This is a genomic window from Streptomyces solicamelliae (genome assembly GCF_045348655.1).
Classification (GTDB): Bacteria; Actinomycetota; Actinomycetes; order Streptomycetales; family Streptomycetaceae; genus Streptomyces; species Streptomyces solicamelliae.
Map to the genome: position 1 here is coordinate 1,298,763 of NZ_CP160404.1, position 15,337 is coordinate 1,314,099.

A 15,337-nucleotide genomic window follows, 5' to 3' on the forward strand; every position below is an offset into this window, starting at 1 on the left:
CTTCCTCACCGAAATTAAGTGGACACCTTGTCCGCTTGACTCGACCATGGGAGCCTAAGTGGACACTACGTCCACTTACCTACCTCATCTCCTAGGGAGATCCAGACACATGTCCTGTGGTACCGACGCCTCGACCGCCCCTGTCGCTGATGTCACCTCTGTCACCTCTGTCGCCCCTGCAGTCCCGCCCGCCGGGGTCGTCACCGTCTACGCCGACATCTGGTGCTCGTTCGCACACATCGCCGTGCACCGGCTGCACACCGCCCGCGCCCGGCTCGGCCTCGAAAACCGGGTCCGCTTCGATCTGCGCGCCTTCCCGCTGGAGCTGCTGAACGACGCCCCGAGCCCGCGCCCGGGCACGGACAGCGAGGTGGCCCGGATGGCGAGCCTGGAGCCCGGTGCGGGCTGGCAGTTGTGGCAGGCGAAGGACTGGCTGTACCCCTCCACGACCCTGCCCGCCCTGGAGGCGGTGCTGGCCGCCAAGGAGCAGGGCCTGCACGCCTCGGAGCAGCTCGACCTCGGCCTGCGCCGAGCGTTCTGGGCCGAGTCCCGGTGCGTCAGCAACCGGAAGGTGATCCTCGACGTGGCCGCCGCGACGGGTGCGGTCGACGTCACGGCCCTCGCCGCGGCGCTGGACGACGGCCGGGCGCGCGCGGAACTGTCGTCCCACGCCGCCCTGTCGGCCACCGACGCGATCACCTGCAGCCCACACCTGTTCCTGCCGGACGGCACGGACCACGCCAACCCGGGCGTGGACGTGGGCTGGGAGGGCGCGTACGGGGTCGGCTGGCCGGTGATCAAGAGCGACGACCCGACGGTGTACGAGGACCTCCTGCTGCGGGCCGCCGCGACAAACTGATCCCCGCTCAGGCCTCCTGGCGCGGGAAGACGACCAGAGCGCGGCCGCCCTTGCCGGCGAGCATGTTGTCGAAGGCGCCCGGGATGCCGTCCAGGGTGATCCGCTCGGTGACCAGGGCACCCGGGTCGAGCCGGCCGGCCCGGATGTGCTCGGCCAGGACCGGGAGGTCGCGGGCCGGGTCGGAGTTGCCGTAGACGCAGCCGGAGAGGGTGCGGCCCCAGTGGAACAGTTCCAGGGCGTGGAAGGTGACTTCCTGGTCCTTGCCGCCGATGCCGACGACCGTGGTGCGGCCGCCGCGCCGCGTGGAGTCCCAGGCGGTACGGATCGTGGCGGCGCGGCCGACGCACTCGACGGCCACGTCCGCGCCCCGCCCGCCGGTCAGCCGCCGGACGTCCTTGGCGGTCGTCCCGGAGGCGAGGACGAAGTCGGTCGCCCCGGCCGCCCGCGCCAGGGCCTCCTTCTCCGGCGAGACGTCGACCGCGACGATCGGGCCGGCCCCGGCGATCCGGGCCGCCTGCAGGGTGGCGAGCCCGACGCCGCCCACGCCGAACACCACCACCGACTCGCCCTCCCCGACCCGGGCGGAGTGGTGCACCGCGCCCCAGCCGGTGAGCACCGCGCAGCCCAGCAGCGCGGCGTCCTCCAGGGACACGCCGTCCGGGGCCGGGAGCACGCAGGTGGCGGGGACCACGGTCTCCTCGGCGAAGGCGGCCACGTTGAGGCCGGGGTGCAGCTCCCTGCCGTCCTCGGCGACGGCGTGCACCCGGCCCGCGCCGGTCAGGGCGTCGGCGCAGAGCCAGACCTCGCCGATCACGCAGTAGTGGCAGGCACCGCAGGACGGCGCCCAGTTGAGCACCACACCGTCGCCGGGTGCGACGTGGGTGACGCCCTCGCCGACCGACACGACCGTGCCGGCGCCCTCGTGGCCGAGGACCGCGGGGACCGGCACCCGCATCGTGCCGTTGGACAGGGACAGGTCGGAGTGGCAGACCCCGGCGGCGGCCAGGCGCACCCGCACCTGCCCGGGGCCGGGCTCGGGCAGTACCACGCCGGTGATCTCCAGCGGGGAACCGACGGCGGGCAGAACGGCGGCGCGGACCACGGGCGTACTCCTCAAGATAGGCGACGGACAGCCAGGTCGGGCAGACCTGGCGAGAACCGGCCAGAACCGGAGCGACTCGCTCTGCGCTGAACCGGAGCGACTCCGGCCTGTTCGGAACCGGAGGGACTCAGCCTGCTCAGAACTGCAGCGACTTGGTCTGCAGGTACTCGGCGAGCCCGTGCGCGCCGAGCTCCCGGCCCACGCCGGACTGCTTGTAGCCGCCGAAGGGCGCGAGCGGGTTGAAGCGGCCGCCGTTGATGTCGACCTGGCCGGTGTCCAGGCGGCGGGCGAAGGCGACGGCCTCCTCCGGCTCGCCCCAGACCGCGCCGCCGAGCCCGTACGGGGTGCCGTTGGCGATCGCGAGGGCGTCGGCCTCGTCCTCGTACCGCAGGATCGAGACGACCGGGCCGAAGATCTCCTCCTGGGCGATGGTCATCCCGGGGGTGACGTCGGCGAAGACGGTCGGGGACACGTAGTACCCGGTCTCCAGCGGGGCCTCGGCGCCGCCGGCGACGAGCCGGGCGCCCTCCTCGACGCCCTTCTCGATGTAACCGCGCACCCGCTCCTGCTGCCGGGCGCTGACGAGGGGGCCGAGGCGCTCGCCGGGCACGTACTTGGCGGCCGCCTCCGCGGCCAGGGCCACGGCCTCCTCGTACCGCGCGGCCGGGACCAGCATCCGGGTCCAGGCGCTGCACGTCTGGCCGGAGTTGGCCATGACGTTGGCGATGCCGACGGAGACCGCCTTGGCCAGGTCCGCGCTGGGCAGGATCACGTTGGCGGACTTCCCGCCGAGTTCGAGGGCGACCCGCTTGACCGCGCCGCCGGCCACCGCGCCGATCCGCCGCCCGACGGCGGTCGAGCCGGTGAACGAGACCAGGTCGACGCCGGCGTGCTCGGCGAGCGCCTGGCCGGCGACCGGGCCGAGGCCGGTGACCAGGTTGAAGACACCGGCGGGGAGCCCGGCGGCGTCGACGATCTCGGCGAACAGCTGGGCCGTCAGCGGGGTGTCCTCGGCCGGCTTGACCACGACGGTGCAGCCGGCGGCGAGGGCCGGGGCGACCTTGGCGACGATCTGGTGCAGGGGGTAGTTCCAGGGCGTGATCGCGCCGACCACGCCGACCGGCTCGGAGTACACCACCGAGTTGCCGACCTTCTCTTCGAAGGAGTGCGTCGCGGCCAGTTCGGCGTACGAGTCGGCGACCGCGATCGGCAGCCGGGTGTGCACCAGGTCGGCGATCTTCGCCGGGGCGCCGAGCTCGGCGGTGACGGTGGCGGCGATCTCCGCGGCCCGTTCCCGCAGCCCGTCGCGGATCGCGCCGAGGTACGCGGCGCGCTCGGCGGGCGGGGTGGCGGCCCAGCCCGGGAGCGCGGCGCGGGCGGCGCGTACCGCGGCGTCGACGTCCTCGGCGCCGCCGGCCGGGACGTGTCCGACAACCTGCTCGTCGACCGGGTTCAGCACGGCGAGGGTCTCGGCCGAGGCGGCGGGACGCCAGGCTCCGTCGATGTACAGGGCGTCGTGGGCCTTCATCCGCTGCTCTCCTTCGTCGTGGGCCGCGCTCCGGCGGGCTCGCCCGGCAACCCAAACTAGCGCTGATAGTTTTCGGGCGCCAGAGCCTCCGGACGTGCCCCAGGTCTCAGAAGTCGGCCCGGACCGGTCCGTCGAGCCGCCCCACCGACTCCTGCGCGTAGGCCGTCTCGTACGCGTCCCGGATTCGCTCGATCAGGGGATCGCGCACCCCGGCCTCCGTCCGGGGGTACAGCAGGATCAGCTCGTAACTGCGTTCCCGCTCGATGGTGCCGTTCCGGTCCCGCCACTGTCCACGGCCGTCCTGGACGGTCAGGCCGTCCGGGAAGCGCGGGGTGACCTCCCGGTCGACGAAGGCCATGAACTGGGCGTCGGTGACGGCCGGGCCGCCGTCGGGGCGCTCGGTGCCGAACAGCAGCCGGGTCTCCTGGTACGCCTTGCCGCGCACGGTGGCGGCGGAGACCGAGGGGCCGACCGCCCCCGGAGCGGCCGGTTCCGTGCCGAGGGTGGCGTACGCGGCGGGCGCGCCGCCGAGCAGGAGCAGACCGCCGCCGACGGCGAGGGCGAGACGGGTGCGCGAGCGGGCGGACGGGAGGGAACGAGCCATGGAGAATCCCTGCGTGACGGTGTGGTGACTGGTCGTCACACACTGTGTCAGCTCGGGCGCTCACAGGTGGGCGACGTCCCGCGCGTCCGCCGCCTGCCGCACGAGGGGTTGCGGTGGGGCGGCCGGACGGCGGCATGCTGGAAGGACCCCTGTGCACGCCAGTCGACCCGACCCGGGAGGCCCCCGATGACCGGACACGACAAGAACTCCGGAACACCCGAGGAGACGGCGGCGGCCGGGACGCCGCCCGGGCTCCCGGAGGACGTGGCCGCCCAGGTCCCGCACCGGGCGTCCGAGACGGCCGCGGCGATCCTGGAGCGGCTGGCCGAGCGGCTCGGCGGCACGGCGTCGGTCACCACCGTCTTCGGCGAGCCGGTGACCCGCGACGGCCTCACCGTGATCCCGGTCGCCGAGTGCGCGTACGGCTTCGGCGGCGGCACCGGGCGGGAGAACAGCGCGGACAAGACCGGCGAGGGCGGCGGCGGGGGCGGCGGCGCGGCCGCGAAACCGCTGGGCTACATCGAGATCGGCGACGGCGTCGCCGTGTACCGGCCGATCCGCCGGCCCTGGGTCGAGGCGGCCGGCCCGGTCGCGGCCGTCCTCGTGACCCTGATCGCCGCGCGGACGATCCGCACGCTCGCCGACCGGCGTCCGGCGGCGGGGCCCGTGATCGTCGCGCGGACGGTCCGCGCCCTCGCCGCCCGGCGCCCGGCGGCGGGGCGCTGCAGACGGCTCATCTCTCGCGGGTGACCTCCGTGAGGTGACCCCGTACGTCGACGGCGGAACCGGCGTCGACGGCGATCAGCCGGATCCGGGGTGCGCCCCGGCCGGTCTCCCCGGCGGGGAGATGCTGCAGGGCGTGGGCGCGCACCTCGTCGACGGTGAAGACGGCGGTGAGCCCGTCGGCGCGGGTGACCCGCACGGTGTTGCCGCGCTGCAGCGCGGCGAGCCCGTGCAGGACGGCGGGCCCGTCTCCGGTCCCGCCGTGGCCGACCACGACGGCCGTGCCCGGCTCGCCGGGGCTGGGGCCGTGCGCGTACCAGCCGACGGCCTCTGGGTCGTGCAGCGCCGGGGCCGCGGGCGGGCCGGCCGCGGCCCGGGGCAGGGCGACGACCGGGGCCTCGACGGTGATCCCGGGGAGCGCGAGGAGCGTGGGGCGGGAGCGTCCTGGCGCCCGGACGCCGGACGCGTCGGCTCCGGACGTACCGGCTCCGGAATCGCCCGCCCCGGGCTTGTGGTCCGCGCGGACGGCGGAGGCGGCCGGAGCGGTGACCTCTCCCGGGGCCTCCGGGTCCTCCGTCACGGACCACCAGACGGCGGCGACGAGGACGGTGCCGAGCACCGCGGTGCGGGCGAGCCGGAGCCGGCGGCGCCGGCCGGACGCGGGCCGGGCGCTACGCGGGCTCATCGTCGCGGCGCCGGGTGCGGTGGGCGAGGACGAGTCCGGCGATGCCGGCGAGCAGGGCGGCGATGCCCGAGCCGAGGCCGAAGAGGGTGCTGTCGTCGGCCGGTTCGTCGGCGGCCGTGGCCGGAACCTGCTCCTCCAGCGAGCCGGCGAGTTCGACGGGCGCGGGGGCGGGCGCGGCGGCGACGCGGGCGTGCGGCGGGGCGGCGTTGCCGTTCTTGGCGTCGCCTCCGGCGGCCTGCGCGCGGGGGCAGGAGACGGTGAACGCCTGGTGGGTACCCACGCCTTCGGCGCCCTCGCGGGCCGCCCAGCCGAGCCGGTACGTCCCGTCCGGGAGGGCGAGGCGGCTGGACTGGCCACTGCCGCCCATGAGTCCGATGCGGCCGGCGACGGTGTGCCCGTCGGCCTCGTGCGGCTGCGGGGCGATGGTCCAGGAGACCGCGTCGAGGGCGCCGAAGCCCGTGGCGGTGAGGTAGAACGCGCAGACCCGGGACTCGGTGCGCGGATCGTCGTACGGCGTGCCGACCCCGTGGATCCGTACGTCGCCACCCTCGCCCGGGACGGGCGCGCGGGCGCCGGCGGCGGGGGCCGGGACGGCCGCGCACACGGCGAGGGCGGCGACGGAGGCGGCGGTGAGCGCGCCGCGGGACCGCAGGGAAGGCAGGGGAAGCAGGGGCCGCAGGGAGGACGGGGACCGCAGGGGCTTCGTGGGGCTCGGGGGCTGCGACGGGAGCGGGGGCTTCGGGGGGCGGACGGGCATGCGGAATTCCTCCAGCCGTGGGGACGTCGGATGGATCAACCCATGATCTGACTATCCGTCACAAGATTGTTACGGAGGGTGGCCGCAACGCGAGCCACCCTCCGCAGTCCGCCCGTTCGGCCGATGGCCGCGCGGGCACGCCCCTCCCCGGGCGGGTCAGATGATGCCGAACAGCAGGCCGGCGGCGAGCACCACCAGCGAGGTCAGCGCGGCCCACTTCACGGTGAACCGGGTGTGGTCGCCGAACTCCACCTTCGCCATGCCGACGAGCACGTACACGGCGGGCACCAGCGGGCTCGACATGTGCAGCGCCTGGCCGACGAGCGAGGCCCGGGCGATCTCCAGCGGCGAGACGCCGTGCGCGGCGCCCGCCTCGGCGAGGACCGGCAGCACGCCGAAGTAGAAGCCGTCGTTCGACATGAAGTACGTGAGCGGCAGGCTCAGCACGCCGGTGACCAGGGCCATGTGCGGGCCCATGCCTTCGGGGATCGCGCCGACGAGCCAGTCCGCCATGTGCTTCACCATGCCGGTGCCGGTGAGCACGCCGGTGAAGACGGCGGCGGCGAAGACCATGCCGGACACGTTGAGGACGTTGTCGGCGTGGGCGGCGATCCGCGCCTTCTGGTCCGCGACCTTCGGGAAGTTGACGGTGAGCGCGAGGGCCGCGCCCAGCAGGAACAGCACCGGGATCGGCATGAGTTCCAGGATCATCGCCGCCAGCAGCGCGACGGTGAGGCCGGCGTTGAACCAGTACAGCCTGGGGCGCAGGGTCGGGCGGTTCGGGTCGAGACCCCGGAAACCGCCGTCCTCGGAGGACTCGGAAGCCTCGGGGCCCTTGGGAGCCGCGGGCCCCTCGGGAGCCTTCGGGGCCTCCGGGAGGCCGGCGCCGCCCATGGTGGCCTTCCGCTCGCCGGTGCCGCCGCCGCCCGCCGCGACCAGGACGGTCTCCGGCTCCGTCTCCAGCGCCTCGTCCAGCGTCAGGTACCCGATCCGCTTGCGCTCGCGCAGGCCCAGGAGGTACGCGAGGACGAAGACGAACAGCAGGCCGACGCCGAGCGCCGGGATCATCGGGACGAAGATGTCGGCGGCGTCCAGCTTGAGCGCCGTGGCGGCGCGGGCGGTCGGCCCGCCCCACGGGAGCGTGTTCATCACGCCGTTGGCGGTCGCGGCGACGCCGGTCATCACGACCAGGCTCATCCCGAGCCGCTTGTACAGCGGATACATCGCCGAGACGGTGATCATGAACGTGGTCGAGCCGTCGCCGTCCAGCGAGACGATGGCGGCGAGCACCGCCGTACCGACGACCACGCGCATCGGGTCCGCCTTGCAGAAGCGGAGGATGCCGCGGACGATCGGATCGAACAGACCGACGTCGATCATCACGCCGAAGTAGACGATCGCGAACATCAACATGGCCGCGGTGGGCGCCAGCTTGCCGACGCCGTCGATGACGTAGTCACCGAGCTGTGCACCCTGTCCGACGACGACGCAGAAGAGCGCGGGGATGAGGACGAGCGCCGCGATCGGCGACATCCTCTTCATCATGATCAGGACCAGGAAGGTCGCGATCATGCCGAAACCGAGGACGGTCAGCATGGAGGACACCTCACGTTCACCCTTGAACACCGCCGAGCGGCGGTCCGGACGACCGTAGGTGCCCCCTTCGCCCGTCAGCAAGACGTCGGCCCGTGAGCAATAAGAGCAAAACCCCAGGTCACAGGCGGGGTCACGCCACGGGGGTCACCTCGACCGGGAACCCGTTCAGCACCGCCGTGCCGGACAGAGGGTCGAGCCGGCTGCCGTCGAGGAGCTGGTTGACGTTGACGCCGGGGCTGGTCCGGGCGACGCCGAGGCGGGTACCGGGCCGGTCGTGGCCCCAGCCGTGCGGCAGGCTCACGACACCCGGCCGTACGGCGTCGGTCACCTCGACCGGGACCTCCAGCGCGCCGCCGTCGCCGGCGATCCGGGCGGGCTTCCCGTCGTCCAGGCCGAGCCGGACCGCGTCCTCGGGGTGGACCTGGAGCGTGCAGCGGTTGGTGCCGCCGACGAGGGCGGGCACGTTGTGCAGCCAGCTGTTGTTGGAGCGCAGATGGCGACGTCCGACCAGGACGAGCGGGGCGGGCGGGGCGGCGAGCGCCCCGCGCAGCCGGGGCAGGTCGGCGGCGATCGGCGCGGGCAGCAGCTCGACACGGCCGCTGCGGGTCTTCAGCAGCTGTGGCAGGCGAGGCTTCAGCGGGCCGAGGTCGTGGCCGTGCGGGGCCTGACGGAGGTCCTCGAGGGTCAGGTCGTACGGGCCGAGGCGCAGCATCATGTCGAGCCGCCGTTCGGCGCCGGTCCGGCCCGTGAGCAGCCTGGCCTGCTCCTTCGGGTCGGCGCCGTACAGCGGGGAGTGCTCCTGCGTCACGGCCCGCGCGAGCGTCGTGTCGATGGCGAGGTCGTCGACGGCCTCGGGCTGGGCGCCGTGCATGCCGGAGACGGCGAGGATCAGGCGGGCCTGTATCTCGCACTCGTCCATCCGGCCCTCCTCCAGCGGGATCGCGGGCGGCGAGTAGCGGGCCTGGTTGCGGACGGCGAAGTTGTTGAAGGCGAAGTCGAAGTGGGCGCTCTGCGAGGGCGGCGGCGGGGGCAGGACGACGTCGGCGTGGCGGGAGGTCTCGTTGAGGTACGGGTCGACGGCGACCATGAAGTCGAGCGCGCCGAGGGCCCGGTCGAGGCGGTCGCCGTCGGGGGCGGAGAGGACCGGGTTGGCGGCGATGGAGATCAGCGCCCGGATCCGGCCGTCGCCCGGGCTCTCGATCTCCTCGGCGAGGGCGGCCATGGGCAGTTCGCCCTTGGCCTCCGGGTGGCCGGAGACCCGGCTGGTCCAGCGGCCGAGGGCGAAGCCCTTGCCGGGGCTGGCGGGACGGGGCGCGGGGGCGGTGGCGGAGAGCGGGAACATCGCGCCGCCGGGGCGGTCGAGGTTGCCGGTGAGCACGTTGAGGACGTCGACCAGCCAGTTGCCGAGGGTGCCGTGGGCGACGGTGGAGCTGCCCATCCGGCCGTACACGGCGGCGGTGGGCGCGGCGGCGAGTTCGCGGGCGACGGTACGGATCGTGTCGGCGTCCACCTCGCAGGCCCCGGCGACGGCCTCGGGGCTGAAGTCCCGTATCGCCTCGCGGACTTCGTCGACTCCCTCGACGTGCTCGGCGAGTCGGCCGAGGTCGGTGAGCCCCTCCTCGTACAGGGTGTGCACGAGGGCGGCGAGGAACAGCGCGTCCGTACCGGGGCGCAGGGCGATGTGCCGGTCGGCGAGCCGGGCGGTACGGGTGCGGCGCGGGTCGACGACGGTGAGCGTGCCGCCGCGGCGGCGCAGCGCGCGGAGCTTGCCGGGGAAGTCGGGGGCGGTGCACAGACTGCCGTTGGAGTCCAGCGGGTTGGCGCCGAGCATGAGCAGCTGGTCGGTGCGGTCGAGGTCGGGCACCGGGATCGCGAAGGCGTCCCCGAACATCAGGCCGCTGGAGACGTGCTTGGGCATCTGGTCGAGCGTGGAGGCGGTGAAGACGTTGCGGGTGCGCAGGGCGCCGAGGAGCAGTGGCGGGTAGAGCGCGCCGGCCATGGTGTGGACGTTCGGGTTGCCGAGCACGACGCCGGTCGCCTGCGGCCCGTACTGCTCGATCAGCGGCCGGAAGCGCGCGGCGATCGTGTCGAAGGCCTCGTCCCAGGTGGCCTCGCGGAGTGCGCCGTCGGTGCGGACCAGCGGGGTGCGCAGCCGGTCCGGGTCGGAGTCCACCGCGCCGAAGGCCGCGCCCTTGGGGCAGATGAAACCCTGACTGAAGACGTCGTCGCGGTCGCCGCGGGCGCCGGTGACATGGGTGCCGTCCAGGGTGAGGACGAGGCCGCAGGTGGCCTCGCAGAGGGGGCAGACGCGCAGAGCGGACGTGGACATGGTCTCTCCCGGGGTTCCCTGGGGGGCGGACAGCGGGAGCATACCGACCAGTAGGCATGCTGGGGAGGGGGTGCGCGGAGGACGGGCGCCGAGAGGGGTCAGCGCCGGTCGAGTACGGGGCCGAGGTAGGTGTGCAGCAGCCGGCGGGTCTCGGAGATCAGCGCCTGGTCGCCGGACGGGTCGGCGCGGAAGGCGAGGTGGAGCAGCGCGTCGGTGGCCTCGACGGCCACGAGGATCTGGCGGCGCAGCGTGGTGTCGGCGGTGCGGCCGAGGTGTTCGGCGAGCAGGTCGGAGAGGCGGTCGGCGACGATCCGGTTGGGGTCCGCGGGCTCCTCCTCGGCCTGGTTCTTCACGTCGGCCGGCGCGGGGGCCGGGACGCCGAAGTCGACCAGCCCGAAGCCGGGGACGGAGCGTTTCATCGCGATGTACTCGTCGAGGACGGTGTCGATCGTGTCGTACGCGCTGGTGTGCGGCCGGGCCGCTAGGCGGGCGGTGATCCGCTCGGCGTAACGGTCCAGGTTCCGGTGGGCGAGGGCGTCGGCCATGGCGCGCTTGTTGCTGAAGAAGCGGTAGACGGAGCCGATCGGGACGCCGGCGCGGACGGCGACCGCGCGCGTGCTCAGCTGTTCGTACCCGGTCTCGTCGAGGAGTTCGGCGCAGGCGTCGAGGATCCGGGCGAGCCGTTCGGCGCTGCGCTGCTGGACGGGGGCGCGCCGGAGGGCGGGGGTGTTCGGCTGGGACACGGGGTCCATCATGCCCCTCCGGTCGGGGTCAGGCGATGAGCAGCCCGATGCCGCCCAGGGTGTACACGATCATCAGCACGAACAGCGGGAGCTGGCCGGCCACCGCCCGGGCGGGCGGGAAGAGCCGCACGGAGCGGTCGTGCGCGGCGACGACGCCGAGGACGTGGCCGGTGACGATCGCGGTCACTTGGAGGGCGGCGAGGCCGCCGGGAGCCAGGGGCGGGGCGGGCGCGGGGGCGTTGTCAGTGCCGAGTGCCACCATGACTGTGCGTGGCCCTTCGGTGACGAAGAGCGAGAAGTAGTGCGCGACGAGATAGCCGAGTGCGATCGGCAGGAGGGAGTGGGCGAATGCGGTGAGCGGGTGCGTGACGGCCCGGCTGAGCAGGCGCACGGCGCCGGCGCAGAGGGAGTACAGCGCGGCGACGAGGGCGACGGCGGTGAGCAGGCCGAGGGTCGCGGCGGCGGTGCGGCCGAGGGGGGAGGTCTGGACGGCGGCGATCCAGCGCGGGGAGTCGGAGAAGCCGTCGTAGGCGGTGGAGCCGAGGAGCACGCAGACGGTGGCGACGAGACCCGGGACGGGCGGGGTCGAGTCGAGGCCGTGGAGGGGGTTGCGGAGGACGAGGCGGCCGTCGGCGCGGCGGCCGAGAGGGGAGAGCCGGGCGAGCAGGGCGGAGTAGACCTCGAAGGGGTCGGCGCGGGCGAACCAGTCGGGACCGTAACGCGCCGCGCCGAGGATGTGGACGGCGGTGTGGGCGGCGAGGAAGGAGAGGAGGACGGTGACGGACGCCCGGTCGGGGGCGACGAGTTCGAGCCAGGTGAAGAGGAAGAGGCCGATCGCGGCGGGACGGATCCCGAGGCGGGCGGGCAGCGGGCGGGGCGGTCGGCGGCGCGGGGGAAGGAGGCGGTGCAGGGAGGAGAGGGCACGCAGGGGGCTGCAGAGCCGGCCGACGGGGCCGAGGAGGAGGGAGGCGGGGACCAGGCCGACCCAGAGGAGGACGTACACCGCGCCCGGGGCGGGGTTGTCCTCCGGGTCGGCCGGGCCGAGGAGCAGGGCGAGGACGAGGGCGAGCAGCCCGGCCGCGCCGAGCGACCGCAGGGTGGTACGGGTGGGGCGGGCGTCGGCGAGGCGCTGGAGCGCGGCGGGCAGGGGGCGGCCGGAACGGTCGCCGCGGAAACGGGAGTCGGACCAGAGCAGGCCCAGGGCCAGGAAGGAGACGAGCAGCGCGGCGAACGCGCCGGCGTAGGCGTAGAAGGGCGAGATCGGCAGGTCGTGCTGTGCGCCGACGCCGTGCGCGAGGGCGGTCACCGCACCACCAGCTGGGTCAGCAGGAGACCCGAGTCGTGGGTCTCGACCTCGAACAGACCGGTGCGGTCGGCGGTGAGGGCGAGGACGGCGGACTCGCCCGCACGGAGCGGGAGTTCGCGGTCGTAGCCGTGGACGTGGAGGGTGTCGGCGCGGTCGCTGGTGACGCGGAGGGTGAGACGCTCGCCCTTCTTCAACTCGATGCGGGACGGGGGTGGTTGGACGGAGGAACCGGAGACGGTGATGGCGACGGTACGGCCGGGGGCCGGGGTGGACGGGGAAGACGTCGTGCCCGGGTTCAGGGCCACGGTGGTCTCGACAGGGCGCCCGGCGACGGCCCAGGCCGTGTGGTCGTCGGCGTGCAGGCGGACGGTGAGGGCGCGGGCGCCGGGCGGCACGTACGCCCAGGGGCCGTAGAGCCGGGCGGTCTCCTTGCCGTCGACGAGGAGGCGGGCGTGTCCCCGGCCGGGGACGGCCGCGCCGCCGGCGCTCTCGGGGGTGAACCGGAAGCGGCTCACGTCGACCCGGAGGTTCCAGCCGCCCTCGCTGTCGGGCCGTACCTCGGCCCGTACGGCGGGCGCGCCGGCGGCCGGGACCTCGCGGAGGCGGTGGCCGTTGCCGTCCCGGGCGGCGAGGAGGGTGCCGGTGTTCCCGGCGGCCTCCTGGTGGCTGGTGCCGGGCTTGTGGTGGGTGGTGGCCCGCCCGCCGCAGCCGGCGACGGCGAGCAGGCCGGTGAGGGCGAGGGCGACGACGACTCCGCGCCGCCACGCGGTCCGGCGCCGCGCACCGCCGGGTACGCCGCGGCGCGCATCGGGGTCCCCGCCGCCGGGGCGGCCCCAGGCGAGCGGACGGGCCGCTGCCGCTCCGACGGCCCCGCGCGCCGCCCGCCGCACGGGGCGGCTCACGAGCCGGCCTCGTCCGCCGCCGGACGCGCGGACGGCTGCGCCGCACCGTCGGGCTCGTCGGCGTGCGCGGCCGTCGCCGCCGCACCGGCCGGCTCGGCGGCCGGGGCGGGGTCGGCGGGGTTGGCGGCTGCCGGCTCCCCCGGGTCACCGGCCGGCTGCTCCGGGGCCGGGGTCGGGGTCGGGGTCGGGGTCGCAGCGGCGACCAGGGCCCACAGGACCCAGGCGATTGCCAGGAGGCCGCGGAGCCAGGCGGGGCTCAGGGGGATGCCGGGGACCATCAGGATCGCCTTGTCGAAGGCGTCCAGGAGGGTCAGGGCGCCCAGGGCCAGCGTCGTCCGGGCGAACCAGGGGCGGGCGGCGTGCAGGCGGAGGCCGAGGACGGTCCACCAGAGGCCGGTGAGGAGGAGAGCGAGGGCGGGTACCGGACCGGGGGCGAGGTCGCGGGTCGAGCCGGCGACGTCCAGCGCCAGGCCCGCGAGGCCGGCGGCGGTGGCGAGGGCGGCCGGGCGGTCGCCGCGGAGCCGGCGCCGCCACAGGGCGATGCCGACCAGCGCGAGGACGGCGGCGCAGCCGAGGGCGAGCTGGGTCTCGACGCGCTGGAGGCCCCGCGCGCCGTACCAGTCGCAGCCGGCCGGGAGGCGCCGGGCCTGCACGTTGTAGTCGGCACAGACCAGCAGGTGGGCGAGCTTGGCGGGTTCGCCGAGGAACCGGTCGCTGCCGCCGGACACCGCGCCGAGCCGCTTGCCGCACGCGGGCAGCGTGAGGGGGGTGGACGGACCGGCGTCGCCCTGCCAGCAGTTGCCGTCGCCCTGGCCGTCCCACCACACGTCGACGCGGTTGGGCCGGGAGGCGCCGGACCTGTCGACGCCGAGCCGGTTGGCGGCGTACCGGTTGTGGTGCGAGGTGTCGGTCTGCTTGCCCCAGGCCGACTCGCCGCGGATGAACGCGGGCACGGCACTGAGGAAGAAGGCCGCGTTGCTGTGCCCGTACACCCAGTTGTTCTCGTACCGGTTCCAGTTGCCGCCCGCGGTGATGATGCCGGTGCCGGGCGGCATGGAGATCTGCGGGCAGACCACGCCCTGCTCGTAGCCGCGCTCGACCGGCGGCTTGGCGCAGGTGCCGTCGGCGACGTACCGGTAGTAGTTCTGGTTGTTGTCGTGGATGAGGTTGCGCTCGAACCGGGCGTGGTTCTGCGGGAGTCCGGGGTGCCCGGGGAACGCGGAGTCCATCGACGCCCCGCCCATGTTGTGGTCGAACTCGTTGTCGTGGACGTAGACGGAGTCCCCGGCCGTGCCGGAGTAGCCGACCATGTTGTGGTGGCTGCGGCAGCCGGTGATCTCGATGGAGTACCGGGGGACCTCGTAGCCGCGGCCGTCGTTGATGTCGGAGGCGGAGCCGGGGTAGATGCCGGAGTCGCCGTTGCCGTACGACTCGCAGTTCTTGTAGAGGCCGTGGTCGGAGGCGAAGGTCAGGAAGCCGTACTCGTCGTTCCAGCGGGTGAGCACGTCGTCGATGACGAAGCCGTCGGCGGCGAGCACGTACAGCGAGTTGAACGTGGTGCGCTGGGCGGTGAAGTTGCGGAAGTAGATCCCGTCCGAGCCGTCCGCTCGGACGGCGTTGAGCTTGGCGTACCTGGCGTCGATGACGACGTCGAGGCGTGACGCGCCGGTGCCCTCGATCTGCAGGTTCTTCTTGCCGAGGATCGCGACCAGGTTCTGGTTGTGCGGGCACTGCTTCTGCTGGGCATAGCTGAGGATCTGGTAGCCGAGCGCCGACTCGGGGGCCTTCAGCGCCGCGCAGGCCCCGGTGGGCGCCGGCAGCGAGGGCTCCTCCTCGTACAGGCCGGGCAGCACGGCGATGGTCATGCCGGGCCGGTCCACCGCGTCGACGGCCTGCTGGAGGTGGCGGTAGCCGGTGCGCGCGCAGCGCTCGTACAGGGCGAGGTTGCGGGCCTTCAGCGGCGCCGGGAAGGCGGCGATCCGGCGTTCGAAGGCGGGCCGGTCGGTCTTGCAGACCACAAGATCGGGCTCCCCGGTGCGCAGCACGGGCACGCTGCCGGAGCCGTCGGGGAAGGTGACCGGGCGCTCCTCGTGGGCCTGGGCCACGGGCGCGACGAAGACCAGGAACAGTGCGGCGGCCAGGGCGGCCGCGGGCACGACGAGGAGCCTGCGTATCCACGGGGAGCGCGACATGGGCGTGAGAG

At 74.4% G+C, this 15,337-nt stretch carries 13 protein-coding genes; 2 read left to right on the forward strand and 11 right to left on the reverse strand.

Annotation, left to right across the window (positions count from 1 at the left end; genetic code table 11):
• Nucleotides 1-109 precede the first annotated feature (109 nt).
• Nucleotides 110-859, forward strand: a complete 750-nt coding sequence (locus ABZO31_RS06025) for a DsbA family oxidoreductase (RefSeq protein WP_406859949.1) — start codon at nt 110-112, stop codon at nt 857-859.
• 7 nt (nt 860-866) lie between these two features.
• Here ABZO31_RS06025 and ABZO31_RS06030 read toward each other — a convergent pair whose 3' ends face one another.
• From ABZO31_RS06030 to ABZO31_RS06040, 3 genes are all read right to left on the reverse strand, one after another.
• A complete protein-coding gene (locus ABZO31_RS06030; protein ID WP_406859951.1) occupies nt 867-1,961 on the reverse strand; it encodes a zinc-binding dehydrogenase in 1,095 nt (364 codons plus the stop codon).
• 136 nt (nt 1,962-2,097) lie between these two features.
• Nucleotides 2,098-3,489 carry an aldehyde dehydrogenase family protein gene (locus ABZO31_RS06035; protein ID WP_406859953.1) on the reverse strand — a complete coding sequence of 464 codons (1,392 nt, stop codon included), beginning with the start codon at nt 3,487-3,489 and terminating at the stop codon, nt 2,098-2,100.
• A gap of 106 nt (nt 3,490-3,595) precedes the next feature.
• Complete coding sequence (locus tag ABZO31_RS06040; protein WP_406859954.1) at nt 3,596-4,093, reverse strand: DUF3574 domain-containing protein; 498 nt, start codon at nt 4,091-4,093, stop codon at nt 3,596-3,598.
• 186 nt (nt 4,094-4,279) lie between these two features.
• On the opposite strand from ABZO31_RS06040, the gene ABZO31_RS06045 reads away from it, so the two are divergent.
• Entirely contained in the window at nt 4,280-4,843 is a 564-nt protein-coding gene (locus ABZO31_RS06045; RefSeq protein ID WP_406859955.1) for a spore germination protein GerW family protein, read from the forward strand.
• Here ABZO31_RS06045 and ABZO31_RS06050 read toward each other — a convergent pair.
• The 8 genes from ABZO31_RS06050 to ABZO31_RS06085 all read right to left on the reverse strand — a co-directional run bounded on the left by ABZO31_RS06050 (nt 4,827) and on the right by ABZO31_RS06085 (nt 15,326).
• Nucleotides 4,827-5,501, reverse strand: a complete 675-nt coding sequence (locus ABZO31_RS06050; protein WP_406859957.1) for a sortase domain-bontaining protein — start codon at nt 5,499-5,501, stop codon at nt 4,827-4,829. The two genes, ABZO31_RS06045 and ABZO31_RS06050, sit on opposite strands and share 17 nt — an antisense overlap.
• Nucleotides 5,488-6,258: a hypothetical protein gene (locus ABZO31_RS06055; protein WP_406859959.1), complete on the reverse strand. Its 771-nt coding sequence runs from the start codon at nt 6,256-6,258 to the stop codon at nt 5,488-5,490. Before ABZO31_RS06055 ends, ABZO31_RS06050 begins: the two co-directional genes overlap by 14 nt.
• Nucleotides 6,259-6,414: 156 nt before the next feature.
• On the reverse strand, nt 6,415-7,854 hold the full coding sequence (locus ABZO31_RS06060; RefSeq protein WP_406859961.1) for a CitMHS family transporter: 1,440 nt from the start codon (nt 7,852-7,854) through the stop codon (nt 6,415-6,417).
• 130 nt (nt 7,855-7,984) lie between these two features.
• A complete protein-coding gene (locus tag ABZO31_RS06065; protein WP_406859963.1) occupies nt 7,985-10,183 on the reverse strand; it encodes a molybdopterin oxidoreductase family protein in 2,199 nt (732 codons plus the stop codon).
• Between the two features lie 98 nt (nt 10,184-10,281).
• Nucleotides 10,282-10,935, reverse strand: coding sequence for a TetR/AcrR family transcriptional regulator (locus ABZO31_RS06070; RefSeq protein WP_406865265.1), 654 nt, complete (start codon nt 10,933-10,935; stop codon nt 10,282-10,284).
• Nucleotides 10,936-10,954: 19 nt separating this feature from the next.
• A complete protein-coding gene (locus tag ABZO31_RS06075) occupies nt 10,955-12,232 on the reverse strand; it encodes a hypothetical protein (RefSeq protein ID WP_406859965.1) in 1,278 nt (425 codons plus the stop codon).
• Complete coding sequence (locus tag ABZO31_RS06080) at nt 12,229-13,134, reverse strand: hypothetical protein (protein ID WP_406859967.1); 906 nt, start codon at nt 13,132-13,134, stop codon at nt 12,229-12,231. The genes ABZO31_RS06075 and ABZO31_RS06080 overlap by 4 nt, the downstream gene beginning before the upstream one ends.
• Nucleotides 13,131-15,326, reverse strand: coding sequence for a right-handed parallel beta-helix repeat-containing protein (locus ABZO31_RS06085; RefSeq protein ID WP_406859969.1), 2,196 nt, complete (start codon nt 15,324-15,326; stop codon nt 13,131-13,133). The genes ABZO31_RS06080 and ABZO31_RS06085 overlap by 4 nt, the downstream gene beginning before the upstream one ends.
• Nucleotides 15,327-15,337: the final 11 nt, after the last annotated feature.